This is a genomic window from Ezakiella coagulans (assembly GCF_003096635.1).
Classification (GTDB): Bacteria; Bacillota; Clostridia; order Tissierellales; family Peptoniphilaceae; genus Ezakiella; species Ezakiella coagulans.
This window is the reverse complement of sequence record NZ_QEKV01000001.1, coordinates 208,047-234,281: the sequence shown is the minus strand read 5'-3', so window position 1 is coordinate 234,281 and position 26,235 is coordinate 208,047. Positions and strand designations below refer to the sequence as shown.

At 37.5% G+C, this 26,235-nt stretch carries 36 protein-coding genes; 4 read left to right on the top strand and 32 right to left on the bottom strand.

Going from position 1 to position 26,235, the window contains the following annotated elements:
• The 4 genes from C7381_RS01055 to C7381_RS01040 are packed head-to-tail and all read left to right on the top strand — an operon-like array spanning window position 1 to window position 3,107.
• Window positions 1–918 carry an ABC transporter permease gene (locus C7381_RS01055; RefSeq protein WP_116479579.1) on the top strand — a complete coding sequence of 306 codons (918 nt, stop codon included), beginning with the start codon at window positions 1–3 and terminating at the stop codon, window positions 916–918.
• A complete protein-coding gene (locus C7381_RS01050) occupies window positions 918–1,685 on the top strand; it encodes an ABC transporter permease (RefSeq protein WP_116479578.1) in 768 nt (255 codons plus the stop codon). Before C7381_RS01055 ends, C7381_RS01050 begins: the two co-directional genes overlap by 1 nt.
• Window positions 1,682–2,440 (top strand): ATP-binding cassette domain-containing protein, encoded by a 759-nt coding sequence (locus C7381_RS01045; RefSeq protein ID WP_116479577.1) that lies wholly within the window; start codon window positions 1,682–1,684, stop codon window positions 2,438–2,440. Before C7381_RS01050 ends, C7381_RS01045 begins: the two co-directional genes overlap by 4 nt.
• Window positions 2,325–3,107 carry an ABC transporter ATP-binding protein gene (locus C7381_RS01040; protein WP_165803542.1) on the top strand — a complete coding sequence of 261 codons (783 nt, stop codon included), beginning with the start codon at window positions 2,325–2,327 and terminating at the stop codon, window positions 3,105–3,107. The genes C7381_RS01045 and C7381_RS01040 overlap by 116 nt, the downstream gene beginning before the upstream one ends.
• A 1,000-nt stretch (window positions 3,108–4,107) precedes the next feature.
• Here the strand turns inward: C7381_RS01040 and C7381_RS01035 are convergent.
• The 32 genes from C7381_RS01035 to rpsS all read right to left on the bottom strand — a co-directional run bounded on the left by C7381_RS01035 (window position 4,108) and on the right by rpsS (window position 26,231).
• The gene (locus tag C7381_RS01035; RefSeq protein WP_116479575.1) at window positions 4,108–5,895 is read right to left on the bottom strand and encodes an ABC transporter ATP-binding protein; all 1,788 of its coding nucleotides are present in this window, start codon (window positions 5,893–5,895) and stop codon (window positions 4,108–4,110) included.
• A complete protein-coding gene (locus C7381_RS01030) occupies window positions 5,882–7,666 on the bottom strand; it encodes an ABC transporter ATP-binding protein (protein WP_116479574.1) in 1,785 nt (594 codons plus the stop codon). Before C7381_RS01030 ends, C7381_RS01035 begins: the two co-directional genes overlap by 14 nt.
• 496 nt (window positions 7,667–8,162) lie before the next feature.
• Entirely contained in the window at window positions 8,163–9,395 is a 1,233-nt protein-coding gene (locus C7381_RS01025) for an MFS transporter (protein WP_116479573.1), read from the bottom strand.
• Window positions 9,396–9,945: 550 nt separating this feature from the next.
• On the bottom strand, window positions 9,946–11,277 hold the full coding sequence (locus tag C7381_RS01020) for a C1 family peptidase (RefSeq protein WP_116479572.1): 1,332 nt from the start codon (window positions 11,275–11,277) through the stop codon (window positions 9,946–9,948).
• Between the two features lie 9 nt (window positions 11,278–11,286).
• Entirely contained in the window at window positions 11,287–12,606 is a 1,320-nt protein-coding gene (locus C7381_RS01015; RefSeq protein ID WP_116479571.1) for a C1 family peptidase, read from the bottom strand.
• A 1,000-nt stretch (window positions 12,607–13,606) separates the two neighbouring features.
• Complete coding sequence (locus tag C7381_RS01010) at window positions 13,607–14,188, bottom strand: hypothetical protein (protein ID WP_116479570.1); 582 nt, start codon at window positions 14,186–14,188, stop codon at window positions 13,607–13,609.
• Window positions 14,189–14,212: 24 nt separating this feature from the next.
• On the bottom strand, window positions 14,213–14,614 hold the full coding sequence (locus C7381_RS01005) for a hypothetical protein (protein ID WP_116479569.1): 402 nt from the start codon (window positions 14,612–14,614) through the stop codon (window positions 14,213–14,215).
• 757 nt (window positions 14,615–15,371) lie between these two features.
• On the bottom strand, window positions 15,372–15,710 hold the full coding sequence (gene rplQ / locus C7381_RS01000) for a 50S ribosomal protein L17 (RefSeq protein ID WP_034547819.1): 339 nt from the start codon (window positions 15,708–15,710) through the stop codon (window positions 15,372–15,374).
• A 12-nt stretch (window positions 15,711–15,722) separates the two neighbouring features.
• Window positions 15,723–16,676 carry a DNA-directed RNA polymerase subunit alpha gene (locus tag C7381_RS00995; RefSeq protein WP_116479568.1) on the bottom strand — a complete coding sequence of 318 codons (954 nt, stop codon included), beginning with the start codon at window positions 16,674–16,676 and terminating at the stop codon, window positions 15,723–15,725.
• Window positions 16,677–16,703: 27 nt separating this feature from the next.
• A complete protein-coding gene (rpsK, locus tag C7381_RS00990; protein ID WP_116479567.1) occupies window positions 16,704–17,102 on the bottom strand; it encodes a 30S ribosomal protein S11 in 399 nt (132 codons plus the stop codon).
• A 13-nt stretch (window positions 17,103–17,115) separates the two neighbouring features.
• Complete coding sequence (rpsM, locus tag C7381_RS00985) at window positions 17,116–17,472, bottom strand: 30S ribosomal protein S13 (RefSeq protein WP_116479566.1); 357 nt, start codon at window positions 17,470–17,472, stop codon at window positions 17,116–17,118.
• Window positions 17,473–17,486: 14 nt separating this feature from the next.
• The gene (gene rpmJ, locus C7381_RS00980; RefSeq protein ID WP_034547827.1) at window positions 17,487–17,600 is read right to left on the bottom strand and encodes a 50S ribosomal protein L36; all 114 of its coding nucleotides are present in this window, start codon (window positions 17,598–17,600) and stop codon (window positions 17,487–17,489) included.
• Between the two features lie 19 nt (window positions 17,601–17,619).
• Window positions 17,620–17,838, bottom strand: coding sequence for a translation initiation factor IF-1 (gene infA / locus C7381_RS00975; RefSeq protein WP_034547830.1), 219 nt, complete (start codon window positions 17,836–17,838; stop codon window positions 17,620–17,622).
• Window positions 17,838–18,104 carry a KOW domain-containing RNA-binding protein gene (locus C7381_RS00970; protein WP_034547832.1) on the bottom strand — a complete coding sequence of 89 codons (267 nt, stop codon included), beginning with the start codon at window positions 18,102–18,104 and terminating at the stop codon, window positions 17,838–17,840. The genes infA and C7381_RS00970 overlap by 1 nt, the downstream gene beginning before the upstream one ends.
• Before the next feature lie 3 nt (window positions 18,105–18,107).
• On the bottom strand, window positions 18,108–18,749 hold the full coding sequence (locus C7381_RS00965) for an adenylate kinase (RefSeq protein ID WP_116479565.1): 642 nt from the start codon (window positions 18,747–18,749) through the stop codon (window positions 18,108–18,110).
• On the bottom strand, window positions 18,749–20,023 hold the full coding sequence (secY, locus tag C7381_RS00960) for a preprotein translocase subunit SecY (RefSeq protein WP_116479564.1): 1,275 nt from the start codon (window positions 20,021–20,023) through the stop codon (window positions 18,749–18,751). Before secY ends, C7381_RS00965 begins: the two co-directional genes overlap by 1 nt.
• A complete protein-coding gene (gene rplO, locus C7381_RS00955) occupies window positions 20,023–20,457 on the bottom strand; it encodes a 50S ribosomal protein L15 (protein ID WP_034547839.1) in 435 nt (144 codons plus the stop codon). The genes secY and rplO overlap by 1 nt, the downstream gene beginning before the upstream one ends.
• Window positions 20,458–20,466: 9 nt before the next feature.
• Window positions 20,467–20,643 (bottom strand): 50S ribosomal protein L30, encoded by a 177-nt coding sequence (gene rpmD / locus C7381_RS00950; protein WP_034547841.1) that lies wholly within the window; start codon window positions 20,641–20,643, stop codon window positions 20,467–20,469.
• Window positions 20,644–20,653: 10 nt separating this feature from the next.
• Window positions 20,654–21,157: a 30S ribosomal protein S5 gene (gene rpsE / locus C7381_RS00945; protein WP_116479563.1), complete on the bottom strand. Its 504-nt coding sequence runs from the start codon at window positions 21,155–21,157 to the stop codon at window positions 20,654–20,656.
• A gap of 14 nt (window positions 21,158–21,171) precedes the next feature.
• The gene (rplR, locus tag C7381_RS00940; protein ID WP_034547846.1) at window positions 21,172–21,534 is read right to left on the bottom strand and encodes a 50S ribosomal protein L18; all 363 of its coding nucleotides are present in this window, start codon (window positions 21,532–21,534) and stop codon (window positions 21,172–21,174) included.
• Between the two features lie 12 nt (window positions 21,535–21,546).
• Window positions 21,547–22,083, bottom strand: a complete 537-nt coding sequence (gene rplF, locus C7381_RS00935) for a 50S ribosomal protein L6 (RefSeq protein WP_034547848.1) — start codon at window positions 22,081–22,083, stop codon at window positions 21,547–21,549.
• Between the two features lie 10 nt (window positions 22,084–22,093).
• A complete protein-coding gene (gene rpsH / locus C7381_RS00930) occupies window positions 22,094–22,492 on the bottom strand; it encodes a 30S ribosomal protein S8 (RefSeq protein WP_034547850.1) in 399 nt (132 codons plus the stop codon).
• A gap of 16 nt (window positions 22,493–22,508) precedes the next feature.
• A complete protein-coding gene (locus tag C7381_RS00925; protein ID WP_034547852.1) occupies window positions 22,509–22,694 on the bottom strand; it encodes a type Z 30S ribosomal protein S14 in 186 nt (61 codons plus the stop codon).
• An 11-nt stretch (window positions 22,695–22,705) separates the two neighbouring features.
• Complete coding sequence (gene rplE / locus C7381_RS00920; RefSeq protein ID WP_034547855.1) at window positions 22,706–23,248, bottom strand: 50S ribosomal protein L5; 543 nt, start codon at window positions 23,246–23,248, stop codon at window positions 22,706–22,708.
• Window positions 23,249–23,261: 13 nt separating this feature from the next.
• On the bottom strand, window positions 23,262–23,573 hold the full coding sequence (gene rplX, locus C7381_RS00915; RefSeq protein ID WP_034547857.1) for a 50S ribosomal protein L24: 312 nt from the start codon (window positions 23,571–23,573) through the stop codon (window positions 23,262–23,264).
• Between the two features lie 10 nt (window positions 23,574–23,583).
• Entirely contained in the window at window positions 23,584–23,952 is a 369-nt protein-coding gene (gene rplN, locus C7381_RS00910; protein ID WP_034547860.1) for a 50S ribosomal protein L14, read from the bottom strand.
• A 13-nt stretch (window positions 23,953–23,965) separates the two neighbouring features.
• Window positions 23,966–24,220 carry a 30S ribosomal protein S17 gene (gene rpsQ, locus C7381_RS00905; protein WP_034547863.1) on the bottom strand — a complete coding sequence of 85 codons (255 nt, stop codon included), beginning with the start codon at window positions 24,218–24,220 and terminating at the stop codon, window positions 23,966–23,968.
• Between the two features lie 4 nt (window positions 24,221–24,224).
• On the bottom strand, window positions 24,225–24,431 hold the full coding sequence (rpmC, locus tag C7381_RS00900; protein WP_034547865.1) for a 50S ribosomal protein L29: 207 nt from the start codon (window positions 24,429–24,431) through the stop codon (window positions 24,225–24,227).
• Window positions 24,421–24,864, bottom strand: a complete 444-nt coding sequence (gene rplP, locus C7381_RS00895; RefSeq protein WP_034547867.1) for a 50S ribosomal protein L16 — start codon at window positions 24,862–24,864, stop codon at window positions 24,421–24,423. Before rplP ends, rpmC begins: the two co-directional genes overlap by 11 nt.
• Window positions 24,865–24,878: 14 nt before the next feature.
• A complete protein-coding gene (gene rpsC, locus C7381_RS00890; RefSeq protein WP_116479562.1) occupies window positions 24,879–25,589 on the bottom strand; it encodes a 30S ribosomal protein S3 in 711 nt (236 codons plus the stop codon).
• Window positions 25,590–25,604: 15 nt separating this feature from the next.
• Window positions 25,605–25,937: a 50S ribosomal protein L22 gene (gene rplV / locus C7381_RS00885; protein WP_034547874.1), complete on the bottom strand. Its 333-nt coding sequence runs from the start codon at window positions 25,935–25,937 to the stop codon at window positions 25,605–25,607.
• 12 nt (window positions 25,938–25,949) lie between these two features.
• On the bottom strand, window positions 25,950–26,231 hold the full coding sequence (rpsS, locus tag C7381_RS00880) for a 30S ribosomal protein S19 (protein WP_034547877.1): 282 nt from the start codon (window positions 26,229–26,231) through the stop codon (window positions 25,950–25,952).
• Between the last annotated feature and the right edge of the window lie 4 nt (window positions 26,232–26,235).

The window sequence follows — 26,235 nt, the reverse complement described above, 5'->3', positions numbered from 1 at the left end:
ATGAAATTTGTAAATTTTTTCTGTAAATGGTTTCTAATTTTCTTCATAGGCTCTATCATCGCATTTGGCGTTGTAAGGCTTATGAGCGGTGACCCGGTTATGATGGTCCTCAGTGAGAAAAATCTGCCCGCCACCGAAGAAAACATTAACTATTTGAAAAAAGAATTCGGTCTTGATAAACCCCTTATCACACAGTATTTCGACTGGATTTCAGATTTTATTAAAGGAGATTGGGGCAAGAGCTTTATGACCGGTGTAAATTTAAAACCTGAGATCATAAGGCGTGCTCCAACGTCTCTTTTGCTAGGCTTTTTAGGGCTATTATACGCAAGTATATTAGCCTTTTGTCTTGGCTATCTGTCCAGTTTGAAAGACGGTTTTTTTGACCGTTTAACAAGAGCACTCGCGCTTTTTACCCAAACTGTTCCTGTCTTTATCCTTATAATTTTATTCGTATACTTTTTCGGGGTAAAGTATAAATTTATCAGGTTTTTCAGATCCGGATCAGTTGCAAGTCTTGCTGTCGGCGTTTTTTTTGTTGGACTCCCGCTTATCGGGCCGATGTCGCGAACGGTTAGAATCTACTTTTTAGACGTTATTAAAAAACCTTTTTTCAGATTTTATATCGAAAGAGGTTACAGCAAACAGAAAGCTCTCCTAAAGTATTGCTACCACGAACCGCTTCAAGGGCTGTTCGGGCTTTTGATAAGCCAAAGTGCCTATGTCATCGGGGCAAGTTCAGTTGTTGAATTCGCACTCTCGATTCAAGGGCTTTCAGCATTTTTAATCGAGTCGATAGCACACAGGGACTATCTGATAATTCAGACATATATAATGATGATTATAATATGGATGTTTTTTGTACATCTAATATTTAACATCTTTTCGAGCCATTTTATAAAAAGGGGGAATGATTAATGAAAAGAGCTTTAATAGCAATTGCTGTCATCGTTTTGTTGGCAATTATTTTTTCTATAATTCCCACACAAAATCCGAAATTCGTAAACATAGCTAATAAATTTTTGCCTCCATCGTCGGAACATTTAATGGGAACCGACCATTTGGGGAGAGACATATTTTCTCTCATGGCACAAGGTTTTTTAAGAACGCTTTATGTAGTTGTTGTTGCAAGTACTGTGTCCTACATTTTCGGGGTCTTTCTTGGAATTATTGCGGGATTCTACGGAGGATTCCCCCTTGTTGTCATAAGATTTTTAACTGACCTTACACTTATAATTCCTACATTTATTGTGGCACTTATTTCATCCATCATGTTCAGCGACTCCGTCTTTGCGGTCGGACTTGCCCTCGGATTTTCAAATATCGGCTTTTTCGCAAACCAAAGCTACAAACTGTGCGATATAATTTTAAGAGACCCGTATGTGGACACGCTAAGGATGCTTCAGGCTCCAAATTCATACATCATGAGGAAGTTTTTGTTCCCGGAACTTCTTCCGTCAACATTAAATCTTATGGGCAACAAAGCATCAAATCATATTTTGGCATACGCATCGCTAACATTCATCGGTTTGGGTGCTGACATCACCTCTCCTGATTTTGGAACTATGCTATATCAATATAGAGGATTCATTATTGAAAAGCCGCTGGTCGTGCTTTGGCCTGCACTCGGAATATTTTTCCTGAGCTTGATATTCCACTACACATTTGACGAGGTTCATATATGATTGAGTTAAAAAATTATTCAGTAAGTCTATCCGACAATACTATTATAAAAGATATCAACTTGAATCTTGAACCTGGCTCTTCACTTGGAATCATCGGTGCTTCCGGTGCCGGAAAGAGTTTTACCTTCCGCTCTGCACTCGGTCTTATAAACAATGCAAAAATTGACGGCGAAATTTTTTATAATCACGAAAAAGTTCAGACGAATTTAAAAGATAAATTAAAAAAATCCATCGGCTATATCACGCAAGATGTTCAAAACTCATTAAATCCGTATATAAAAATCATCGATCAAATGGTCAGCGACTTGATTTTTGTAAAAGGCATTTCAAAAAAAGCCGCAACGGAAATTGCCCTCGATTCATTAGAAAACATCGGCATCAATAAAGAAAACGCCAAAAAATTTCCTGAAGAATTTTCGGGCGGAATGCAACAACGTGTCGTAATAGCGATGATATTAAATCGTGAGCCGGAGCTTTTGATAGCTGACGAAATTTCCAGTGCTCTCGACAGAGACTCCACCGACATGGCAATAAGCATTATAAAATCTCATATTGAAAAAACAAATATGAGCCTTATATACATCACGCATAACCCATTTGATGCAATTCAGCTCACAGACAGAATCTGCGTGTTTAAGGATGGAAAAATTACCGAAGACAAAAACTCCAAAGAGATTTTTGACAGCAAAGATGAAAACACACAATCTCTTTTACAATCAGCAAGGATTATTTATGGACAAAATTCTAGAGATTAAAAATTTAAAAAAGAGTTTTAAGATGGAAGACGCTCCAACCATTATGGACCTTAACCTGGATTTATATGAAAATGAATTTTTGGGAATAATAGGTCCGTCGGGCAGCGGCAAAACCACACTATTGAGACTTATTGCAGGCCTCATTGTTTTGGACAGCGGTGAAATCCTATACAAAGGAAGGGATCTTCCGATTGTCGGTGACAAACGGAGAAATCTTGAAGATTTTCCGGTTCAGCTTATTTTCCAAAACGCAGTTTCATCGTTTGACTCGAAAAAAACTATCCTTCAAAGTTTCAAAGAAGCACTTCACTTCTCCAAAAAAGAATTTAATGAAGCGGAACTTGAAACACTTATTGAAGATTTTGAACTGGATAAAGAATGCCTCAAAAAGCGTCCTTACGAATTGTCAGGCGGAATGATAAGTCGTGCACAAATCATCAGGGCACTTCTAACTGAGCCGAAAGTTTTGCTTGCCGATGAAATCACTTCCCCGCTTGACGTGAATTTGAAATTAAAAACAACGGAGCTTTTGGATTCATATAGAAAAAAACACGGCATGAGTATAATTCTTGTAAGCCACGACGTTCAGCTTCTTTACTATGCTTGCGACAGAGTGGTCAACATCAAAGACATCATGCATAAACAAAAGAAATCACGATTTAAATAAAACAGGAACCGGCGGCAAAAATGCTTTCGGTTTTTATTTACATATTGACACAAACTGAAAATTATAGAATAGGAATGGTATATATATTTTAAAAACACAACGTCGTTGGTAATGTTCCAAATTTAATAGACGTCATATATGGCGGTACCCTTCCCGCGTTCAAATACGAAATCAAAGATGTATGCCTGTGCCCGGCAGTGCGAAAAAGAAATCTGTGATTTCGTATTTGAGCACTGAGAGGGTATTTCACGCGGTTGGGCACAGGCAGTTCTATCGTTACTCCTTTCGTCGTAACGTATGCCAGCCGCTACAACGCGTACAAAAGCTTATACAAAAAAACACCTTGGAAATGTATCTTCCCAAGGTGTTTTCATTTCAAATATCACCAAAATTCCTCGCTAAAATGGATGAATAACGCAGCTTTGCAAGAAGCGACCAATCAATTGTTCACCCTAATTCTTCGCTAAAATGGATGAATAATGCCGCTTTGCAAAAACCGACCTATTATATCTCAACATCATTCGCAGATAAAATTGATGAAAAAGGGGTAGTACAAACAACACTTGTGTGTAGTCGAAACAAGCCTTTCTCCTTAATAGCATAATTGTTATTTTTACCCTAAATTCTTCGCTAAAATGGATGAATAACGCAGCTTTGGAAGAAGCGACCAACCGAAGCGTATTGGTAAATACGCTGCAGGTTGGGAACTTCTGAAAAGCAAGTTAGTCGCCATTTTAGCAAGAATAATTACACATTCGCAGATAAAATTGATGAAAAAGGCGTAGTACAGACACCACTCGAGTGAGACGTGCTTAAACGCACGTTGCAATGAGAGCGGAGGTGAAACAAGCACCTATCATGATTATAACAATTGTATTTTTGTCCTCACATTCGCAGATAAAATTGATGAAAAACGGTTAGTGCGAGACTTTTTTGGAGCGAGGCATACTGGCAAGTATGTCGCAGCGACTAAAAAGTCGAACAACCGTTTTTCGCAATTTTAGCAAGAATAAAAATACTTAGCTTGGGCCTCCCACATTTCTCGATACCTCTCACTCCCTCTAATCATTTCCTCATGCGTTCCGATTGCTGAGATTTTACCTTTTTCAAAGAGTATGATTCTGTCGGCAAATTTGCAGGCACTCATTCTATGAGAGACGAAGATTGAGGTTTTTCCTTTCGAGACTTCGTTGAAGCTTTCAAAAACTTTCATTTCCGATTTCGGGTCGAGTTTTGATGTAGGTTCGTCAAAGAGCAAGATTTTTTTGTTTCCATATATTGCCCTTGCGAGTGCAATTTTTTGAGCTTCTCCGCCCGAAACGTCGACACCGTCTTCGTCAATGTCTTTGTAGAGATATGTTTCAAGCGGATATTTGTCGCCGAAGCCGGAGGTTTCGAGTGCGAGTTTTGCATTTTTCACATCAACATCCCTTGACGATGTAACATTTTCTCCGAGCATAAATGAGAACAAGAAGAAGTCCTGGCTCACAACTCCCGCTTCTTTCGAAGTATTTTCAAGTGTCGGAGTTTTTCCGTTCACAAATATTTCTCCCGATGTCGGTCTATAAAGTCCGGTCAAGAGATTTATAAATGTTGTTTTTCCCGAGCCGTTCTCGCCCACGATTGCAATTTTCTCGCCGTTTTTTATTGTGACATCAATTTCTTCGAGTGTGTTTTTGTCGCTTCCCGGATAAGCAAAGCAAATATTTTTTGCAACAATTGCATTTTCCGTGCTTTCTTCAATATATTTTCCTTCGTCGCTCTCCGATTTAAGAGCGATTACGTCATATAAAATTTCTATTTTCGGCTCGATGGATTTTTTATAGCCGACCGATTCAATCAAAAGTTTTATTCCATCGACAATTTCTTTGAATGCACCGTAGTAGATTATAAGCGCATCCGCCCCAAAGAGTCCGCCGATTGCCTTTACCGCAAGCACGAGCAAAAATAACACATTGATTCCCGTCATCAAAAATTCGTTCATGGCTTGCGAAAAAGCGGTTCTTACACTCACTCTTCTGTCCAGTGACAGTCCGTCTTTCACAAATTTGTCGTTCAATTCTCTTTTGATGAACGGCTTTTCATCAAATATTTTTATTTGTTTGAGCGACTCGTAGTCGGACAAAAGGCGCATATAAAAATCGTAGATTTTATATTTTACCGAATATTCTTCGCGGTCATCCTCATTTTTCTCCTCAACTTTTTTTCTAAAGATTGCTAAAAGCACCGAAAGTATAATAAGCGCCGCAAGTAAAATAAGCGGAAAATATCTTTCCCCGAGAATTTTTATATCCACCGACTGATTCAAAGTTTTATAAAATCCACCGAGAGAAATTGCCGCAATAATAATCGTCAAAACTCCGCTCACAAAATCGCTCAAAAGATAAAGCGTTTCATAATAAACTCCGCCGATTCCGTCGGTCTCCTGTCTGTGTCTCGAAATCTTATCCTTGTATTCCTTGGATTCGAAATCCTTGAAGTCGAGATTAAACATTCCCTTAATCAAAAGATTTTTCTCTTTGCAATTCAAATAGTCCATAAATTCCATTTTGTAATTTTCCGTTATGTTTTTTATAACATAAACCGCAAGAGAAATCGCCGCCCCGACAAGAGAAAGCGTAACTATTTCTTTAAACGCCCTTCCCTCAATCAAATATTTCACCAATTTCCCCGACACAAAAATAAACACAAAAGGCTCAATCGCACTGAATAGACAGTTTAAAAGTATAACCGGAAGAATGTTTTTATTAATTTTGTTTATGTCGCGATAAACATCAATCATCTTCATTTTCGTCCTCCTTATAATACTTCGCTTGCAAATCGAACATCTTTTTGTATTTTCCGTTCAGCTTCATCAGCTCCTCGTATGTTCCGTATTCCGCAATTTCGCCGTTTTCCAAATAAATTATTTTGTCGCAAAATCTCGTCGAGGTGATTCTGTGCGAAATAAAAATGGAAATCTTGTCCCTGCTGAAATCCTTGTACTCATTGTAGAGCTTTTCTTCGCTTATCGGGTCAAGTGCAGCCGTCGGCTCGTCAAGAATCAATATGTCGCTCTCTTTCATAAGCGATTTTATAAGGAGAATTCTTTGAAGTTCCCCTCCCGAAAAACCTTCAATTTTATTGTTTTCCACATCGATCACTTCGCTTTGAAGCCCATCTGTCAAGCCGTCTATTCTATCTTTAAGTCCAAGCTTTTCCACAAACTCCGTCGCCCTTTTTTCGTCAAGACCTTTGTTGTCCATATTTTCAAGAAGCGTCCCCGGAAGCATGAAATAATCCTGAAAAAGAATGCTCGTCCTTTTATAAATAGACTCGCTCGAAAAATTGTTAAAATCTTTACCATTTACATAAATCTCGCCCGCCGTCGGCTTGTATAAACCGGCAAGCACTTTTATAAGCGTGGTTTTTCCGGCTCCGTTTTCACCGACAATTGCAACCGAGTCGCCCCTTTTCATCGATAAATTTATATCCTTTAAAATCTTCGAATCCTCGTCATATTGAAATGAAAGATTTTTTAGTTCGATATCATTTATGACGTCAATGTCCGGCTTCTTATCCTCGTCTTTCTTCTCATCGACAAACTCGCGATACTTGCCGCAGCCGATTGAAATTCTTTTAAGACTCATAATATGACCCGTGAAATTGTTCAGCCATTCCGAAAAACCGACAACAAGAGTGAGATAAAAAATAAAGTCACCGGTCGAAATTTTTCCAAGTGCCGCATTTTTCGCCAAAATATAATATGTGAAAAAATCTCTCACAAAACCAAGCACCGCTTGGAGTTCTGTGGATGTGTTCGCCTTTTTTGTATATTTTCTTAAAATTGAATAATATGCGTTTGAAAACTTTGCAAGATACGAATAGACCATGCCGAAAGCATTCAAAATCCGCACCTCTCGTTGTGCACGCGACTCGCCGGCTATCCTATATAAATAATATAGGCGCATCTCCTCGAGCGACATCTCGTCCGCCGTCACATTTCCGAATTCCGTCAACTTGTGTTGGAGAAAATATGCAATAAACGAAGTCAAAATAACAATCGCAATCAACACAAAACTGACCTTGCTGAAAATGATCGTGTAAGTAAGAAAACCGACAAACGATGTCAAAAGCTTTGAAAATCTTATCGCTGACCACGCACCGTCCGCTTGGTCTCCGTCAAATGCAAAACTCTTTGCACGCTCAAAAAGCGAGCGGCCCTTCGTGCTTTCAAAATCCGCAAGCTCCTTGTCCATGACCGCATCCATCAAATCGACTCCATAGAGCATGCTGACCTTGTTTTGAAAAAACCACGTCCGTTCCTCCGCCCACACATTTATAAACTTCAAAACTATATAAACGCAAAAAAGAACCGCAAGCTCTCTTATGAAAAAACTAATCTCCGCACTTTCAATTATCGAATTTGCAACAGTTCTCGTAATAAATGCATCAACCATCGGAATTATAACGGAAATAATAGCCGAAACAAAAACGACAATCGCCCCGAACGTGTCCTTTTTGAACCAATTTTTTATTAGAAAAAATAAATTGCTGAAAAAACTGTACTTGTCTTTCATAATGTACTCCCTTGTGAAAATAATATGTATATTTATAGTATATCAATGCTTGTTGATGGTGTCAAATCATAAAAGGAATGTGAAGGTGTAGGACGAAATAGATGAGGTTCTTATTCGATATTATATAAGCACAAAGTTGTTGGTTTGTCTTCATATTCCAAACACACAAAAATGGGCGGCGGAATGTAATCCGCCGTTACAGCGGCGTACACACACCTCTACAAAAAAATACCTCAAGATGATTTTTAATCAATCTCAAGGTATTTTTATTATATAGTTCACACTACATTCTTCGCTAAAATGGATGAATAACGCCGCTTTGCAATAAACGACCAACCGAGGCGTATTGGTAAATACGTCGCAGGTTGTGAGATTCTGAAAAGCAAGTTAGTCGCCATTTTAGCAAGAATATTTCCGTGCGAGATTTTTTTGGAGCGAGGCATACTGGCAAGTATGTCGCAGCGACTAAAAAGTCGAACAACCGTTTTTCGCAATTTTAGCAAGAATATTTCTCCACCTTTAACAACGCATAATACACCCCAAATACAACCAGAGCCACCGCGTATATATATTGTGTCATTATGCTTCCATATTCTTTTATTACAAATGCTCCTGCAAAAGTTCCTAAAGGAATTATTGCCGAGATAATGCTTTCATTTATTGTCTCAACTCTCCCCAATATATTCACCGGAACAGTTGATTGGACAAGCGATATAAATAAAATATTCATAAAGCTTATAAAAGCACTGCAAAAAAATATTGAGATGCAACACAAAACAAAAATTCTATTTATTGTTATCGCAGTTATTAGTTTAAATATCCCGGATGATATCAAGCACATTGCGACCGTTTTTCTAAGATTCGCTTTTTCAATATTTTTAAATTGTGTAAATGCGCCACCCACAATTGACCCAATTGCACTGATTGATAGTATAAGCCCATAGCCTGTGGCTTCATCTGAAATATATTCGCTTGCAAGCCTCGGTAGCCCTATATCCGCAATTGCAAAAAAGAAGTTTATTACCATAAGAGGTATTATGAGTTTTAGAAGTTCATTTTGTTTTCGAAGTTCCACAAATCCCTCTTTTAAATCCGCTATATATTCTCCTACCGTTCCCTCTTCTTCATAGTCTTCAATCTCTGAAAAGTCAAAATTTTCATCATAATTTAACAGCGAATATAGCTTTATCCCAATTAAAAAAACTACCAACGAAATGATCAGATTGAAGCTTACGTTAAAAGATGAAATTAAGAGTGTTGCTCCGGCATTAAAAAGCACATCAAATATTTTTTCAGAGAGATTAAATATTCCGTTTACTTTAACCAAAGGTGTCTCACCTGCTACCATCGGTATCATTTTTGTCTGTAATGGATAAATTATTGTGCTTGCGAGAGTGGTTATAGTTAAAGAAAGAACCATTATAATCGAATATATCACATTACTTTTGATTCCAAAAGTAATATTTATCACACACAAAATCAGAACATTTATTATTTGTACTGCAGAACATTTAATCAACAATTTTTTGCTGTTCGAATTATCAATCAGCGGTCCAAATAAAAAACTGATTACATCTGCCCCGGATTCAATCGCAAATATTACACCCAACAAAAAAGGTGACTTAAATGTCTCGTTGAAAAACCAAAGAATCATCATATATTGAAGTGAGTCCGCTATATTTGTGGCAATTCTCCCTCCAAGTAAGTATTTTGTCTGTTTGTTATACATATATTGTCTCCCGTTTTAATTGAATTTATGTATGTCATTTTAATTGAAGTACATCAAAATTTATAGCTTTTAATAGTATTATAACATAAATATTAGTTTGCTCCTAATTGATGTTATAATTATAAATTTTCGATCTTCGTTATAATCAAATTGGTTAGTTTGTCTACATATTCTAAACACACAAAAATGGGCGTTGGGAAGCGTACAGAGCGAATAAAGGTTTATGTATTATATGATTAGGTATGTTTATATATTTTGCAACACAGCGTTGTTGGTAATGTTCTTCAAAACACAAACGTCATATATGGCGTCAGGACATCGTTACTCCTTACGTCGTAACGTATGCCAGCCGCTACGTCGCGTACAAAAGCTCCCACAAAAAATACCTTGGAAACACATTGTTCCCAAGGTATTATATCTCACCAAATTGCACTCTAAATTTGATGAGATTGTGGGATGAAAGAAAAAAATACCTCGAGTCGTACTTAAAATGTACGTCGAGAGGTATTTTTTGAATTTCAGACCGCAAGGTCGCAAATTTAGTTGCAATTTATGCTAGGGAGCCCATTGGGTCCCATGGGCTTAACTCTATTGCTTTTTTCTCATAAGCTTTTCTGAGTTTTTCCGGCAAGTATTTTTTGTTGACGACGACTTGGTAGACGTATTGGTCGAACCAGTCTGAAGTCATGACAAAGTGACCTTTGTAGCCGAATTTTTCTCCCCATGAGTTTTCAACTTTGAATCTTAGAGCTTCATTGCCATTCATTTGAACTCCGGTGAAGGTCATTGCGTGTGTCATCATCGAGTAGCCGTAGTCAAGGGCGTCTTCTTTTGAAAGTTTCAAGTCGACGTTGAAGAGGGATTCGTAGTCGACAGCTTTTGTGTCGAGCATTGCTCTTTCATCTTCCACTACAGATGAGCGTCCTACGTCGCAACCGAACCAAACAGGATATCCGTCTTTTAATTGTTTTACGGCAGCTTTTTTAAGTTCTTCGATAGGAAGATTCAAGTGCTTTACAATTTTACCTTCAATAATGTTTCCAAGATATTTTATGGTATATGTTTGGTTGAAAGGTTTATCTTCTGTCGGTGAGTTGATTAATGAAATATATTGATCAATTTCTACGCCGATATATTTGTCAAAGAAGCTGTGTGCGTCCATGCCCTTGTCTTCAATAAGTTTTCCGTCTTTGTCGTGAAGAACCACGTCAAATTTTTCCGGCATTTGTCCAAGTGTTGAAGTCAAAACATTGTAGACGTCTTTCAAAACTTCTTCTTTTAACTCTCTTGCCTTTTTCACGCCTTCATTTTGCACTGCGTCTCTAAGTTCAGTTGTATATTTTCTCAAAATTTTACAGAGATATTTGTTCAGTTGAACAGTTGCAGATGAAGTTTGGGATTCAGGATATGCATATTTTGGAACAAGTCCGTATTTTTTTACGATATTCACAAACATATCCCATTGTCCGCCGTCCGACAACAAGTCCGACATAAGATAGTCCATAACTCTGTCTTCAAGTGGTTCATTTGCCTTTTCGATTACCGCTTCCATATAGTAATTGCATCTTTCGAGTTTGTCCCAAAACAATGTGTAGCTTTGTGAAAGTTCAAAGTTTTCAAGATTGAACTTTTTAATCACGATATTTCTCAAAACATTCATCGAAGCAAACATCCAGCATCTGCCTGATTGCTTTTGGTTTGTAACTTCGCCGTTTTTAATATCCACATTAAAAGCGAACGGTTCATTTTTCAGCGCATTCACATCTCTTGCAACCTTTTGAACTCCGTTATATGTTGCGGCGTTCATTGCTACGATATTTCTCTTGTCTTCTAAAAATTCTTTTTCATATTCATTTATTTTATCAATACTTAATCTCGTCATAATTTCCTCCTAGAGTTCCCAAGGTAGTAGTTTTACAGGTTCTTTGTTAAATGCAGCAAGTTCTTCCTTGTTAAGGAAAGATTTTTTAGGAATGATTTCATAAGCATAGTTGTCAAACCATGCTTCATCCATAACAAGATAGCCTGCAAGTCCTGCCTTTTCGCCCCATGAATTTTGAACCTTAAATCTGAGTCCCTTTGAAGAATTATCATATCCCACAATAACCATAGCGTGTGTAGCTTCGGATTCGCGAGTTTCCATTCTTTGGACCTTGTTCGTCTTTGTGTCAACTCCAAAAAGTGAATCCCTGTCGAGAATATTGTAGAGCATAAATCCCGTGTCAAGACCGTCTCTTGAAATCAAAGAATCCTTGCCCACGTCACACGCAAACCAAACCGGTTCGCCGGCGTCGATCATCGACATAACAATTTCCTTCATTCTTGCAATCGAAACATTTACATATCTCAAGCTGCCACCGATTCTTTGTTGAATGAAAACTCTTTCATAAAGAACATTTTCTTCTTTGTTTTTGCCCGGATAATTTCCAAGTTCAACATATTCCGAAACATCTTCCTTGAAAAATTCATTGTAGAATTCAATCGGAGAAATATTTCTTCTTTCAATCAATTTATTGTCCTTGTCTTTTACGCAAAGATCAAATCTCTTTGGTGGAACGCCCAATGAAATCGCGGTAATTCTATACACATCCTTCATTGCCTTTTCCTTGATGCATTCGATTTCGGATTCTCTGCCTTCTTTAAAAGCATCTCTTATTGCCTTTGCCGCAATCTTTAATCTCTTGTCGAGATTGTCAATCAAATCATTTGTGCGACTTACATTCTTTGAATCCGGATATGCATACTCAGGAACAATTCCGTATTTTGAGACAAGACGTTGGAAAGTTGTCCACCAAGCACCGTCATCTGCAGCATAAAAAACAACATTTCTATTTAATCTGTCATCCAAATCTTTATCTTTCAACTCAATAACATCGTCCAAATATTGGTTTGCACGTTCGAGCTTGTCGAAGAAATAAAGATAATTGTGTGAAAATTTAATATCTTGAAGATTGAAATTCTTCAAAACGCTCACCTTTAAAGTATTTAAACCGGCAAACATCCAACATCTGCCCGATTGCTTTTGATTTGTAATCTTTCCGATTTTCAATTCCTTTGAAAAAACATTCGGATTTTTATTTACCAATTCATAATTTATGGACGCATCCATAATACCAACCGATGCAACCGCATTTTGAGACATCCTGCTGAAGTTCTTATCATAATTTTCTTTGAACTCTTTGAGCATGTCTTTCGTAATTTCTCTATCCATAAAATCCTCCTTATATCATTTTGAAAGCTCACCTTTCAAATTTCTTCTATAACTTTTATTCTAACACTTTTAAAATGTGATTACAAGCATAAAACTTACATCAAAATAATTAATAAATTGATATTGAGGTGTGGGAGAGTTGCGAGATTGTTTTGTGAGGTGTTAATTGTTTTATATTTTTAAATCGCTTATACGCGTATGTTTGTCTATATCTCATGCGTCGCAATATGATAGCCCTAACCCGTGCTTTTTGATTTGAAAAATCAAAAACACGATGGTAGGTCTTCCGCATAGACGTCCGGATACATTTCGACGAATAGTAGAAATGAGCCGTAGACGTCGACTGAGCGACGGTTACTACCTGTGGCGTTTATTCACTTGTTATTTTAATCGTTCAGACGCCGTGTGTTTATCTATATCTCATGCGTCGCAATGTAATGCGACGCTACAAATTCTGTCATCTTATACATAAATAAAACACATCCATACATTTATTTTCACATTTTTCTATTTACGCCGTTTATAATATTTATAATTCATAAATCTATCGTCTTACGTTTCCAAAAAAGTAGCGTCGGGTTACATCCCGACGCCCATTTTTGTGTATATTGAATATGTATTATTACCAACAACGGTGTGTATATATAATGTAAACCCAACAATTAATTCAATTTATAAATTCACCCATCATTGTGTGTTTTTAAAAATTTTTCCACCCATTCTCCATCTTGGCGGCGATACACCTTTTTATCTCATCTCACGACGAAATCAAAGATTTCTGTTCGATGGATAAAAAAACTGGTCGGTAATACAACATTTATTTATTTTTAAATGGCATCAATCGCAATCGTATATTAACTCATATCCCATGCGTCGGGATGTAACCCGACGCTACAAACAACGTTTACCAGTTTCTACAATCAACATTCAATTTTATTTGCGAGAGATTTTGATTATATGCGTCGCAAAATAGACCGCAAAAGATCCGCAAATAATCCCCCTATTCTACTTCAAAAACAACTTCTATCTTCCCTTCCGCTTCTTCAAACGAAACGTCTGTATCCACATCTTTTCTATCCAAAAGCTTAAATCTTATAGTCTTGATATCCTTGGCGTTCTCAATATAGAATTGATGGTTTACAGTCGATTTGCCTGTCGGTCCGGTTTTAAACTCATCTCTTACGTCTCCCGGAATATAATAAACCATTTCCGTCACTTCCACACCGTCATCAATCGCCCACTGTCCAATCAATTCATTTTCCGGAAATACGATTTTATAGCTGTCCGCTTTTTTTATTTTACATTCCACTTTACTCGAGAGATTTTCGCTCAATTTCGGCTTTTCATCCTTTTGTAGTTCGAAAAAATTCTCCTTAAAAACTTCATCATTTACAAAAAACCAATCTCCGTTATTGTAAAAATCATCCGCAAGCTGTTCTTTGTAAAAACTGACCTCAAATGTTTTAAACTCATCACTCTTTGAATTGTCTTTCGCTCCGTTATTTGAACCGCATCCAAATAGCATTGAAGCCATGGATATCGATAAAAATATTAATACTCTTTCTCTAAATTTTCTTTGCATGTTAATCTCCTTTTTACTATAATCCTACATTTCTTTAAACTCAATCTTTGCAAATAAACTTTTGTGCATAAATCTATCTTTTTTTATTACAAGCCCTTCGGAGGAATTGTAGATTTCGAATTTATCCAAAAGCTTTCCATTTTCATCATAGAAATTATACTCGCCTTCCAAATCATAAAGCTCAATGTCCTTATGAGATATAAATAATCTGCGGTCTTCATTTTCGAAAGCGTATTTTTTGCTTTCATCATCGACACGCTCGGCATACTCCGCATGAAACAAAGTATTCCCGAGTTTATTTACCGGCTTTCTTATAGCAATATCCTTGTAAAGAGAAACCGCAAATAATACTAAAACAACCGCGAATATTAATGTTATTATTGTCTGCCACTTAATCAATTTTACTTCCGGTTTATATTCTTCCATAATCTTTCTCCTCCTTAAAATCCTAAAATTTATTCTAAATCTTTTTCAAATTTTACTGACAAAACTATACCAATGATTTAGATAATCCATACTTATAAACTTTGTGTCAGCCTTGTATTCTTCTTGAAAAAATATCTTCCCTATCTTTAAACTTATAAAGCTAATTCCAAAAAATTAATTTTATTAACAATCAATTTTAATATTAGAATAATATTAATCCATATTTATTATAAATCTTTTTAAAAAAAAATCAAGTCATAGTATTTGATTTATTTATAGACATACTATTATTTAATAATCTTATCATTACTTATTCGACGGGTTACATCCCGACGACCATTTTTGTGTATATTGAATATGTATTATCACCAACAACGGGGTTTATAAATTATCTATCTCAAAAACTCTTACAATATATAAATTCACCCATCATTATTTGTTTTTAAAAATTATCCCAATTATTCTCCCTCATGGCGGCAGGACATCGTTGTGTCTTACGACACAACGTATGCCAGCCGTTACGTTCTCCATACAAAAATTGTTGAGTTGCGTCTAAATATTTATACAATTAATACACACTTTTATTTGCGATGATATTTTGATGAGATGCGCCGCAAACTTAATTTTTGATTGCGCAGGTGTGCTCAATTGCACTCCGAGCAATCAAATAATTGAAGTTTGCAAGCAGGTCGCAAAATAGACCGCAAATAGCCGCAAATAAAAAAAGGAGCATAATGCCCCTTTTATCATTTCCATCTTATACCAATTCAATAATACACATTTCCGATGCATCGCCACGACGAACACCTGTTTTAATGATTCTTGTGTATCCACCTTTTCTATCGGCATATTTAGTATTGTATTCAGTGAAAACCTTCTTTGCCGCTTCATTATTAAATAGGAAAGAATTGACTTGTCTTATTGCGTGAAGATCGCCTCTTTTACCAAGAGTGATCATATTATCTGCAAGTTTTCTCAATTCTTTTGCTCTTGTGACTGTTGTAACAACACGTCCATTTAATAAGAGAGAGGTTGTAAGGTTTCTAAGCATTGCCATTCTGTGGTCAGATCTTCTGCCAAGCTTTCTTTGTGCCATTAATAACCCTCCTTAACTTTCAGTTTCTTTTAAACTAAGACCGTATTCAGCCAATTTGTTGATGACTTCTTCCAAACTTTTTCTTCCAAGGTTTCTGACTTTTAACATATCGTCTTCCGACTTTTCTGTAAGTTCAGCAACTGTGTTGATGTTTGCTCTCTTCAAACTGTTGAATGAACGAACGCTCAAATCAAGTTCTTCAATTGACATCTTCAAATATCTTTGCTTTGCACGATCATCTCTTAATTTTAATATCCCACCTTGGTCCATATTTTCGCATAGACCGCTTATGAGACTTAAATGTTCGATTAAAATTCTTGCGCCCAAGGAGGCCGCTTCATCCGCGTTTATGGTTCCATTCGTCCAAATTTCCAAAACCAATCTGTCATAGTCTGTAATTTGTCCGACTCTAGTGTTTTCAATTTTGAAATTCACTTTCTTTACAGGTGTAAATTCTGAGTCGATTGGAATATCCCCTATGGATGTGGATTCTTTTAAAGCTTCTTTATTCTTTTCTTGGAGCACATAACCTCTGCCGTGTGTAAGGTCCATTTCAATGACTAGGTGTCCATTTTTATTTACGGTTGCGATTTTTAAATCTTTATTAATAATATCACAGTCCGTTCCTGTAATAATGTCCGCCCCTGTAACTTCCTTCGGGCCCTTTACATCGATAAGAAGTTTTTGTGGTTCTTTTGTATAGCTTTTTATAGCCAAGTTCTTTATATTTAGAATAATTTCCGGAACATCTTCATAAACACCTTCAATAGTTGAAAATTCATGAAGAACTCCTTGAATTCGAATATTAGAAATGCTGCTTCCCGGAAGACTTGATAGAAGTACCCTTCTCATTGAGTTTCCTAAAGTAGTTCCATATCCTCTTTCAAGCGGCTCGATAGAGATTTTAGCGTAGCTCTTGTCCTCGCTCATATCTAAAATTTCGATAATAGGCTTTTCAATTTCCATAAGGTTCCCTCCTTGCAAGATTAATCCCTAAACTCTTCTGCGTTTAGGAGGTCTGCATCCGTTATGTGGAATAGGTGTTACGTCTTTGATAGATGTAACTTCAAGTCCTGATGCTTGAAGAGCTCTGATAGCAGCTTCTCTTCCTGAACCAGGTCCTTTAACATAAACTTCCACCGTCTTTAAACCATGTTCCATTGCTTTCTTTGAAGCAGTTTCAGCAGCTTCTTGTGCAGCAAATGGAGTACTTTTTCTTGAGCCTCTAAATCCGAGTCCTCCGGCACTTGCCCATGAAATCAGATTGCCTTGCATATCTGTCAAAGACACCATTGTATTGTTAAATGATGAAGAGATATGGGCTTGACCTTTTTCTATATTTTTTCTGGCTCTTCTTTTAACTCTAGTAGCCTTTCCTTTATTACTTGCCAAGATTTATCCCTCCTTATTTTTTACCGGCTTGTCCCGGACCTTTTCTTGTCCTAGCGTTCGTCTTTGTTCTTTGTCCTCTTACCGGAAGACTTCTCTTATGACGTTGACCTCTGTATGAACCGATTTCGCGAAGTCTCTTAATATTAAGAGCAACATCACGGCGAAGATCTCCTTCAACCTTAATATGTTCCATAGCAGCTCTGATTTTAGCAGCATCTGCTTCGGTCAAATCACGTACACGAATATCCGGATCAACTCCGGCATCTGTCAAAATTTTCTTTGAAGTAACTCTACCAATTCCGAAGATGTATGTTAAACCGATTTCGATTCTTTTATCTCTAGGAAGGTCGATACCTGCAATTCTTGCCATATTAATTAGCCTCCTTAACCCTGTACTTGTTTATGTTTAGGGTTTTCACAGATTACCATTACTTTTCCGCCTCTTTTAATAATTTTGCATTTGTCGCAAATTTTCTTTACGGATGGTCTTACTTTCATCTTTATTTCATCCCCTTAATTATTTGTTTCTCCATGTGATCCTGCCCTTGGTAAGATCGTATGGAGATAGTTCCAAGTTTACTCTATCTCCCGGCAAAACTCGAATATTGTGCATTCTTAATTTACCGGAAATATGCGCGATAATTTCATAACCATTATCAAGTTTTACTTTAAAAATAGCATTAGGGAGAGCATCTACAACAACGCCCTCAACCTCAATAGTATTCTTTTTTGACATTAATACTTGTCCCCCTCGTTGTACCTTTGCATTAGTTTCTTTAAATTTTTGTTTGTTAACGAAAATGATTCGTCTTTAAAAGCATTGTCATTTAAAATAGCCAAATGTTTTATTTTCTTTTTCTTCGGCGTTTCCAGCTTTCTGGTTTTTCCATCTGAAATTAAAACAAAATCATTATCAACCACTTCTACAATCACAAAATGTTTAAACATATCGTGACCTGCCTTGCTTCTAACAATTTGTCCGGGTACTATCTTCTCTATCATTGATTACTTAAGACCCTCGAAGATTTCTTTTGTAACTTCTTTTGGACTCTTGTTACCATCAATGTTAAGGACAAGTCCTTGTTTGTTGTAATAGTCGATTAATGGACTGGTTTCTCTTTCGTACACACCTATACGATTCTTAACCGTTTCTTCATTATCATCAGCCCTTTGAATGAGCTCGCCTCCGCAGTGGTCACAAACGTTTTCCTTCTTTGGAGGATTAAAGGCAATGTGGAAGCTTGCCTTGCAATCTTTGCATACACGGCGACCCGTGATCCTGTCAAGTAGAACACTCTTGTCTACATCTATATTAACAACTCTGTCAAGCTTGATTCCTTCTTCTTTCAAAAATCCGTCAAGCGCTTCAGCTTGAGGAATTGTTCTTGGAAAGCCATCCAACAAAAAGCCCTTATTTGCATCGTCTTTTCTTAGTCTGTCTTTCACAAGTTCAATTGTCAGCTCGTCAGGAACAAGTTTACCTTCATCCATATATCCCTTTGCTTTTTTTCCAAGCTCTGTTCCATCTTTAATATTTGCTCTAAAAATGTCACCTGTTGAAATATGTGGAATACTAAATTCTTCTTTAATTTCTATAGCTTGAGTGCCTTTTCCGGCACCCGGTGCACCTAATAATATTAGTCTCATTAGCCTAAAAATCCTTTATAGTGACGCATGGTCATTTGTGCTTCAATTTGTTGTACAGTTTCGAGTGCAACACCTACCACGATGATCATCCCTGTTCCTTGGAAAGCAACGTCAAGGTTTGAAAAGTGTGATAGTAATAGCGGTAAGCTTGATAAAATAGCAAGTGCAAGACCACCGATGAACGTTATTCTGTTAACAGTTCTTGAAAGGAATTGACTTGTTGGCTTTCCAGGTCTGATTCCCGGAATGAAACCGCCTTGTGATTGAATATTCTTTGCATATTCAACTGTGTTAAATTGAATTGCATTGTAGAAATACGTAAAGAATACAATAAGCACAAAATTTATGATAAGATAAATCCAAAAACCGAATTTACCGTCTTGTGTTAACCAATTGTGTAGGAAATTTGCAAAACCACCCTTTGAGAAAAGAGCAATTGTTGCAGGAATTTGCATAAATGTCGATGCGAAGATAACAGGCATAACTGAAGCCATATTAACCTTAATTGGAATATGTGTAGCTTGTCCGCCATAAACTCTTCTTCCAACAACACGCTTTGCATATTGGACCGGAACCCTTCTTTCACCTTCTTGGATAATAACAACAAATGCAACAATTGCAACCATAATCAAAAGATAAATGATAACAGCAATCCATGATGTTACACCTGCTTGTGCAAGTCTGAAATTCTTCATCAAAGTTTCAGGTAATCTTGCAACGATACCAACGAAGATAATAAGTGAAATACCGTTTCCAACTCCGTTTTCTGTAATTCTGTCTCCGAGCCATACAAGGAAACTTGTACCGGCTACTAATGTTATAATAATGAGTGAGTTTTGAATGAATCCGGTTGCTGTAACAGCCTTGCTGTATAGTCCGAAAACTGTACCCATAGATTGAATGAGTGCCAAAACAACACCTGTAACTCTTGTAATATTATTGAGTTTTCTTCTTCCTTCTTCTCCTTCTTTTGCAAGTTCTTCAAGTTTAGGAATTGCAACTGTAAGAAGTTGGATAATAATTGACGCCGTGATATATGGATAAATATTCATGGCAAATATACTCATATTGGAGAGCGAACCACCGGCCATCAAGTCCAAAAATCCGAGAACACTTTGTCCTGCACTTTCAAAAATCTTTGCGATTTGTGACTTATCAATAAATGGTGCCGGTATATGACTTCCTAAGCGGAAAATAAAGAGACAAAATAATGTGAAAAGAATCTTGTTTCTTATTTCCTTAACTTTCCATGCGTCTCTTAATGTTTTAAACATTAGTTCACCTCAGCTGTTCCACCAGCTTTTTCAATCTTTTCTTGTGCAGACTTGCTGAACTTTTGTGCTTTAACAGTAAGCTTCTTGGATAAATCTCCTTCGCCTAAAATTTTAATAGCACCAACACTTCTGTGTACAAGTCCTTTTTCGATCATTGCAGCCTTGTCAACTGTTTGACCGTTGTCAAATGCTTCAAGTTCTGAAACATTAACGATTGAATAATCCGTTCTCCATATGTTTGTAAATCCTCTTTTCGGCATACGTCTGAAAAGTGGCATTTGGCCCCCTTCAAATCCAGGACGTGTACCGCCACCGCTTCTGGAATTTTGTCCCTTCATACCGCGAGTAGAAGTTTTACCCATTCCGGAACCGATTCCTCTTCCAACTCTTTTCTTGGAAGTTCTCTTAAGTCCTTTTAAATTACTTAGATCCATAATTCCCTCCTAGTCAATAACCTCAACAATGTGTTTAACCTTGTTGATCATTCCTCTAATTTGTGGAGTATCGGTTGTTTCAACTACGTGGCCAATTCTGTGAAGACCTAAAGCTTTAACAATCCTTCTGTGACTTTCGGGTTTACCGATGAGACTTCTCTTTTGTCTAAATTTTATTGTAGCCATAAGACGCCTCCTAACCTAATATTTCATCCACTGACTTGCCTCTCATCTTTGCAACGTCTTCCGGACGTTTCAAACTTGATAGACCTGCCATTGTTGCGTTAACAACATTTCTTGGGTTATTACTGCCAAGACACTTTGTACGAATATCTTTGATACCTGCAAGTTCGCAAACTGCACGAACAGCTGCTCCTGCAATAACTCCGGTACCTTCTTTTGAAGGCTTTAGAAGTACACTGCCTGCACCGTATCTACCAATGATTTCGTGTGGAATTGTTGTATCTTGAATAACAACCTCGATCATATTCTTCTTTGCATCAGCAACAGCTTTTCTAATAGCTTCCGGAACTTCAAGAGCCTTGCCCATTCCGATGCCGACGTGAGACTTTTGATCTCCGACAACAACGAGTGCGGCAAATCTGAAGTTCTTACCACCTTTAACAGTCTTAGAAACTCTGTTGATTGCAACAACTCTTTCTTGTAAATCGAGTTCTTCGTGATTAATTCTCTCAGTCAAAGTAATACCTCCTTCTAGAAGTCGAGTCCGGCTTCTCTAGCGCCTTCAGCCAATTCTTTAATGCGACCGTGGTAAACATATCCGCCTCTGTCGAATACTACTTCCTTGATGCCATTTTTAATAGCACGCTTTGCAACAAGTTCGCCAACCTTCTTAGCAGCTTCCTTGTTTGATGTGTGTTCAAGACCTAATTCCTTGTCTAGGGATGAAGCAGCAGCGAGCGTCCTCATTTCAACATCATCAATGATTTGAGCATAAATATGCTTAGAACTTCTTCTAACACAAAGTCTTGGTCTTTCAGCAGTACCGTTTACCTTGTTTCTTACGCGAAGATGTCTTTTTATACGAGTTTGATTCTTATCAACTTTTTTTATCATTTAAAAGACCTCCTACTTACCAGTCTTACCGACTTTACGACGTACATGTTCATCAACGTAACGAACACCTTTTCCTAGATATGGTTCAGGTGGTCTGTAACCTCTGACGAGAGCCGCAAATTGTCCGACTTGTTGTTTATCAGCACCTGAAATTACAATAGTTAAGTTGTCCGGTGTTTCAACTGTCAAACCTGCTGGAACTTCAACATCGAGTGGATGTGAAAAACCAAGGGTAAGACCCAATTTTTTACCGTTCATACTTGCTCTGTAACCGGTTCCGATAATCTTTAATTCCTTCTTAAATCCTTCTGTAACACCTTCAACCATATTTGCAACAAGACTTCTTGTCAAACCGTGAAGACTTCTGACTCTCTTTGTTTCGTCAGCTCTAATTACATGGATTTCATTATCCTTTACTTCAAAAGTCATTTCCTTAACAGCCGTAAAAGAAAGTTCACCCTTAGGTCCCTTAACCTTAACTGTTTGGTCCTTAATATCTACAGTACAGCCTGAAGGAATTGCAATTGGTTTCAATCCGATTCTACTCATAATCTCCTCCTTACCATACGTAGCAAATAACTTCGCCGCCAACCTTTTGAGCACGAGCATTCTTGTCTGTCATAATTCCCTTAGAAGTGGAAATAATGGCAATACCAAGACCGCCTAAAACTCTTGGCAGTTCATTTGTATTTACATAAATTCTTAAACCAGGTTTAGAAATTCTTCTGATACCTGAAATAACTCTTTCTTTACTATTAATATATTTCAACGCAATACGAATTGTCTTAGAAACTCCGTCTTCAAGAACCTCAAAATCCTTGATGTATCCTTCATCTTTTAGAATTTCAGCAATCGAAACTTTAATTTTACTAGCCGGAATGTCTACGAATTCGTGCCTTTGACTATTTGCATTTCTAATTCTCGTAAGCATATCTGCAATAGGATCAGTTAACATAATTTACCTCCTTCAAAGCTTACCAGCTTGCCTTTCTTACTCCAGGAATTTCACCCTTGTAAGCGAGTTCTCTAAAACAAATACGGCAAATACCATATTTTCTGAGATAGGCGTGTGGTCTTCCACAAATCTTGCAACGATTGTATTGTCTTGAAGAGAATTTAGGAGTTCTCTTTTGACTTGCTATCTTTGATTTCTTTGCCATTAAAATCCTCCTTATTTTCTGAACGGCATACCGAGAAGACCCAATAATTCTTTTGCTTCCTCGTCTGTCTTAGCCGTTGTAACAATAACGATGTCCATACCGTGTATCTCTTCAACTTCGTCATAAATGATTTCAGGGAAAATCAATTGTTCTCTGACACCCGTAGCATAATTTCCACGACCGTCAAAACTTCTGTCGCTAACCCCTCTGAAGTCTCTAACACGTGGCAAAGAGATATTTACAAACTTGTCCAAGAAGTAATACATCTTGTCACCTCTTAGAGTAACCTTTGCACCTATCTTCATACCTTCACGAAGTTTAAAATTAGCAATAGACTTTCTTGCGTGGGTTACAACAGGAGCTTGACCTGAAATAAGGGCCAATTCCTTAACAATTGCATCCAACATCTTCGGATTGTCCTTTGCCTTACCCAAACCAACGTTTAAAGTAATCTTTTCAAGCTTTGGAACTTCGTTTATATTCTTATATCCAAATTTCTCAACCAATTGAGAAACTACTTCATTCTTATATTTTTCTAATAATCTTGGAGCCATCTATATCATCCTCCTAGTCTATAACTTCGCCATCAGATTTTCTAAATCTTACTTTAGTGCCATCTTCAAGGAACTTATAGCCGATTCTTGAACGCTTCTTTGCTGATGTATCGTAATACATAACATTTGAAACATCAATCTTGCCTTCTCTCTTAACAAGTCCGCCCGGTTTTTGTGGTCCCATAGGTTTTTGGTGCTTAACTTGAATATTAACACCTTCAACAATAACCTTCTTTTCTTGTGGGAAAGAACGCAAAACCTTTCCGGTTTTTCCTTTATCTTTACCGGCAATTACTATTACTGTATCATCTTTTCTAATCTTCATATGAAACTCCTTATAGTACTTCCGGAGCAAGTGAAACGATCTTCATGAAATCATTTTTTCTTAGCTCTCTTGTGACAGGCCCGAAAATACGGGTGCCAACCGGGTTCTTGTCATCTTTTATAATAACGCATGCGTTGTCATCGAAAGAAATGTAACTGCCGTCAGCACGTCTTACAGGACGAACTGTTCTTACAATAACAGCCTTTTGAACATCACCTTTTTTTACAACTCCGCCGGGTGTTGCACTTTTGACAGCAACAACTACAATGTCCCCAACAGATGCGATCTTTCTTCTTGTTCCTCCGAGAACCTTAATAACGAGGACTTCTTTAGCACCTGAGTTATCAGCAACTCTCATGCGACTTTCTTGTTGTATCATAATTCCTCCTTAATTAACGTGCTTCCTCAATGATTTGAACGAGGCGCCATCTCTTAGTTTTTGACAAAGGTCTGGTTTCCATAATTTGAACCTTGTCACCGATCTTAGCTTGGTTTTGTTCATCATGAGCTTTAAAAACTGTTGTACGATTAATTCTCTTCTTATAAACAGGGTGAGCGACTTTGGTTTCAACTTTAACTGTGATCGTCTTGTCCATCTTATCGCTTGTAACGATACCGATCTTAGTCTTTCTTAAACTTCTTTCCATAACCTTAAGCCTCCTTCCTTATTCCAAGAGCTCTTTCGCTCTCAATAGTCTTAATCTTTGCTATTTCTTTTCTAACAATACGAATCCTCATCGGATTTTCAAGACCACCGGTTACAGCTTGAAAACGAAGATTGAAGAGCTCTGCTTTCAATTCTTGAAGTTTAGCTTGTAATTCTTGATCCGATAATTGTCGAATTTCATTAATCTTCATCAGCTTCACCGCCTTTAGCTTCTACATCATCACGAGTGATGAACTTAGTCTTAATTGGTAACTTGTGTTGGGCAAGTCTCATAGCTTCTCTAGCGTCTTCAAGAGGAACGCCGCCCATTTCAAACATAACTCTTCCCGGTTTAACAACAGCTACCCAATATTCCGGAGCTCCTTTACCGGAACCCATACGTGTTTCAGCAGGCTTCTTTGAAACCGGCTTATCCGGGAAAATCTTAATCCAAATACTACCGCCACGCTTAATATATCTTGTCATAGCACGACGTGCAGCTTCTATTTGGTTGGAGGTAATCCATGCAGGTTCGAGAGCTTGAATAGCATATTCGCCGTAAGTAATAGTATTACCCTTGTTTGCGAAGCCCTTCATTCTGCCCCTGTGGACTCTTCTTCTTTTGACTCTTTTAGGCATCAACATAACTACATATCCTCCTACTTATTAGATTGTCCCTTGACAAATCTCTTTCTTCTTCTCTTCTTTCCGTCGTCAGCAGGCTTTACTTCAGGAAGCTTACCATTTAAAACTTCGCCCTTGTAAATCCAGACCTTGCAGCCAATCTTACCATAAGTAGTATTAGCTTCTGCAAAACCGTAATCGATATCTGCTCTGATAGTTTGAAGAGGAATTGTACCTTCACTGTATCTTTCAGCTCTTGCAATATCAGCTCCGCCTAAACGACCGGAAACTTGTGTCTTAATACCCTTTGCTCCAGCTCTCATAGTTCTTTGGATAGCAGACTTCATAGCACGTCTAAATGCAATACGTCTTTCCAAAGCAGCTGCAATATTTTCTGCAACCAATTGAGCATCAACATCAGGATTCTTTACTTCTTCAACGCTTACAACAACATCTTTACCTGTGAGCTTGTTTAACTTCAATCTCAAAGTTTCAACACCTTCACCGCCACGTCCGATAACTACGCCCGGCTTTTGAGTGAAAATAGAAACCTTAACCTTGTTTACAGCGCGTTCAATATCAATCTTGGAAATTCCCGCTTGGTATAATTCCTTCTTTAAAAACTCTCTAATCTTGTAATCTTCAATAAGATTGTCGGAGAAGTCTTTCTTACTTGCAAACCATCTGGAATTCCAATCCTTGATAACTCCAACTCTTAGTCCATGTGGATTAACTTTTTGACCCATAATTCAAACTCTCCTTTACTCATCTGCGACTACAACGCCAATGTGACTGGTACGTTTTATAATAGGATAAGCCTTACCCTTAGCCTTCGGACGATATCTCTTCATCCTTGGGCCTTCATTTGCGAAAGCTTCCTTAACAATCAACTTTTCTCTATCTGCTTCAAAATTATGTTCAGCATTAGCAACAGCACTCTTTAAAACATCAGAAAGAATGCGTGCACCCTTCTTAGGAGTAAACATCAAGAAAGCTAAAGCTTCGTCCACTTGCTTTCCACGAATCTCTTGACAGATAAAGTGTACTTTTCTAGGACTGATTCTTACATATTTAGCAATTGCACTTGTCTTCATATGAACTCCTCCCTACATACCTGCCGTCTTAGCATCTTTGCCGGCATGTCCTTTAAATGTTCTAGTAAGAACGAACTCTCCAAGTTTGTGGCCAACCATATCTTCTGTAATATATACAGGCACATGCTTTCTTCCGTCATGTACAGCAATCGTGTGACCTACAAATTCCGGAAATATTGTTGATCTTCTAGACCATGTCTTAATAACTTTTTTATCATTCTTCTCGTTTAATGCTTCAACCTTCTTCATAAGATGTTCATCAACGAAAGGTCCTTTTTTAATCGATCTAGCCATTTTT

Excerpts from the sequence above, each read along its gene's own strand:
- C7381_RS01025 (WP_116479573.1), bottom strand. The coding sequence starts at position 9,395 with ATGTATAACAAACAGACAAAATACTTACTTGGAGGGAGAATTGCCACA.
- C7381_RS01015 (WP_116479571.1), bottom strand. The coding sequence starts at position 12,606 with ATGGATAGAGAAATTACGAAAGACATGCTCAAAGAGTTCAAAGAAAAT.
- rpsM (WP_116479566.1), bottom strand. The coding sequence starts at position 17,472 with ATGGCAAGAATTGCAGGTATCGACCTTCCTAGAGATAAAAGAATCGAA.
- C7381_RS01030 (WP_116479574.1), bottom strand. The coding sequence starts at position 7,666 with ATGAAAGACAAGTACAGTTTTTTCAGCAATTTATTTTTTCTAATAAAA.
- rplV (WP_034547874.1), bottom strand. The coding sequence starts at position 25,937 with ATGAAGACAAGTGCAATTGCTAAATATGTAAGAATCAGTCCTAGAAAA.
- C7381_RS01010 (WP_116479570.1), bottom strand. The coding sequence starts at position 14,188 with ATGCAAAGAAAATTTAGAGAAAGAGTATTAATATTTTTATCGATATCC.
- secY (WP_116479564.1), bottom strand. The coding sequence starts at position 20,023 with ATGTTTAAAACATTAAGAGACGCATGGAAAGTTAAGGAAATAAGAAAC.
- rpmD (WP_034547841.1), bottom strand. The coding sequence starts at position 20,643 with ATGGCTACAATAAAATTTAGACAAAAGAGAAGTCTCATCGGTAAACCC.
- rpmC (WP_034547865.1), bottom strand. The coding sequence starts at position 24,431 with ATGAAGATTAATGAAATTCGACAATTATCGGATCAAGAATTACAAGCT.
- C7381_RS01035 (WP_116479575.1), bottom strand. The coding sequence starts at position 5,895 with ATGAAGATGATTGATGTTTATCGCGACATAAACAAAATTAATAAAAAC.
- rplO (WP_034547839.1), bottom strand. The coding sequence starts at position 20,457 with ATGGATCTAAGTAATTTAAAAGGACTTAAGAGAACTTCCAAGAAAAGA.
- rpsC (WP_116479562.1), bottom strand. The coding sequence starts at position 25,589 with ATGGGTCAAAAAGTTAATCCACATGGACTAAGAGTTGGAGTTATCAAG.
- C7381_RS01040 (WP_165803542.1), top strand. The coding sequence starts at position 2,325 with ATGGAAAAATTACCGAAGACAAAAACTCCAAAGAGATTTTTGACAGCA.
- C7381_RS00995 (WP_116479568.1), bottom strand. The coding sequence starts at position 16,676 with ATGGAAATTGAAAAGCCTATTATCGAAATTTTAGATATGAGCGAGGAC.
- rplR (WP_034547846.1), bottom strand. The coding sequence starts at position 21,534 with ATGATAAAAAAAGTTGATAAGAATCAAACTCGTATAAAAAGACATCTT.
- C7381_RS00925 (WP_034547852.1), bottom strand. The coding sequence starts at position 22,694 with ATGGCAAAGAAATCAAAGATAGCAAGTCAAAAGAGAACTCCTAAATTC.
- C7381_RS01045 (WP_116479577.1), top strand. The coding sequence starts at position 1,682 with ATGATTGAGTTAAAAAATTATTCAGTAAGTCTATCCGACAATACTATT.
- rplX (WP_034547857.1), bottom strand. The coding sequence starts at position 23,573 with ATGAAGATTAGAAAAGATGATACAGTAATAGTAATTGCCGGTAAAGAT.
- rplP (WP_034547867.1), bottom strand. The coding sequence starts at position 24,864 with ATGTTGATGCCTAAAAGAGTCAAAAGAAGAAGAGTCCACAGGGGCAGA.
- rplQ (WP_034547819.1), bottom strand. The coding sequence starts at position 15,710 with ATGGCACAAAGAAAGCTTGGCAGAAGATCTGACCACAGAATGGCAATG.
- rplE (WP_034547855.1), bottom strand. The coding sequence starts at position 23,248 with ATGGCTCCAAGATTATTAGAAAAATATAAGAATGAAGTAGTTTCTCAA.
- C7381_RS01055 (WP_116479579.1), top strand. The coding sequence starts at position 1 with ATGAAATTTGTAAATTTTTTCTGTAAATGGTTTCTAATTTTCTTCATA.
- C7381_RS01005 (WP_116479569.1), bottom strand. The coding sequence starts at position 14,614 with ATGGAAGAATATAAACCGGAAGTAAAATTGATTAAGTGGCAGACAATA.
- C7381_RS01050 (WP_116479578.1), top strand. The coding sequence starts at position 918 with ATGAAAAGAGCTTTAATAGCAATTGCTGTCATCGTTTTGTTGGCAATT.
- C7381_RS01020 (WP_116479572.1), bottom strand. The coding sequence starts at position 11,277 with ATGACGAGATTAAGTATTGATAAAATAAATGAATATGAAAAAGAATTT.
- rpmJ (WP_034547827.1), bottom strand. The coding sequence starts at position 17,600 with ATGAAAGTAAGACCATCCGTAAAGAAAATTTGCGACAAATGCAAAATT.
- rpsS (WP_034547877.1), bottom strand. The coding sequence starts at position 26,231 with ATGGCTAGATCGATTAAAAAAGGACCTTTCGTTGATGAACATCTTATG.
- rplF (WP_034547848.1), bottom strand. The coding sequence starts at position 22,083 with ATGAGTAGAATCGGATTGAAACCAATTGCAATTCCTTCAGGCTGTACT.
- C7381_RS00965 (WP_116479565.1), bottom strand. The coding sequence starts at position 18,749 with ATGAGACTAATATTATTAGGTGCACCGGGTGCCGGAAAAGGCACTCAA.
- rpsQ (WP_034547863.1), bottom strand. The coding sequence starts at position 24,220 with ATGGAAAGAAGTTTAAGAAAGACTAAGATCGGTATCGTTACAAGCGAT.
- C7381_RS00970 (WP_034547832.1), bottom strand. The coding sequence starts at position 18,104 with ATGATAGAGAAGATAGTACCCGGACAAATTGTTAGAAGCAAGGCAGGT.
- infA (WP_034547830.1), bottom strand. The coding sequence starts at position 17,838 with ATGTCAAAAAAGAATACTATTGAGGTTGAGGGCGTTGTTGTAGATGCT.
- rplN (WP_034547860.1), bottom strand. The coding sequence starts at position 23,952 with ATGATACAACAAGAAAGTCGCATGAGAGTTGCTGATAACTCAGGTGCT.